This is a genomic window from Staphylococcus sp. AS1337 (assembly GCF_051408735.1).
Classification (GTDB): Bacteria; Bacillota; Bacilli; order Staphylococcales; family Staphylococcaceae; genus Staphylococcus; species Staphylococcus xylosus_B.
The window spans coordinates 1-235 of sequence record NZ_JBOIHZ010000031.1; the positions used below are offsets into that span (position 1 = coordinate 1).

Below are 235 nucleotides of genomic sequence, written 5' to 3' on the forward strand. Positions count from 1 at the left end.
CTGTTCCCATGCCGAACACAGAAGTTAAGCTCTTTAGCGCCGATGGTAGTCGGACTTACGTTCCGCAAGAGTAGGACGTTGCCAGGCAATTCCATATTGACCCTTGGGTCGTTTTTTTATGGAAGTTTTACCAAAAATAATTTTAAAAAACTTCTTGACTTTCTAAGTTAAAGAGAGTAAAATTGTTTCTTGTGATTGAAGAAATGAACATTGAAAACTGAATTGCAATATGTCA

General features: G+C 37.0%; 1 rRNA gene. It reads left to right on the forward strand.

Going from position 1 to position 235, the window contains the following annotated elements:
• A 5S ribosomal RNA gene (gene rrf / locus ACSUE0_RS14595) occupies nucleotides 1-87 on the forward strand; the annotation flags it as partial.
• Nucleotides 88-235: the final 148 nt, after the last annotated feature.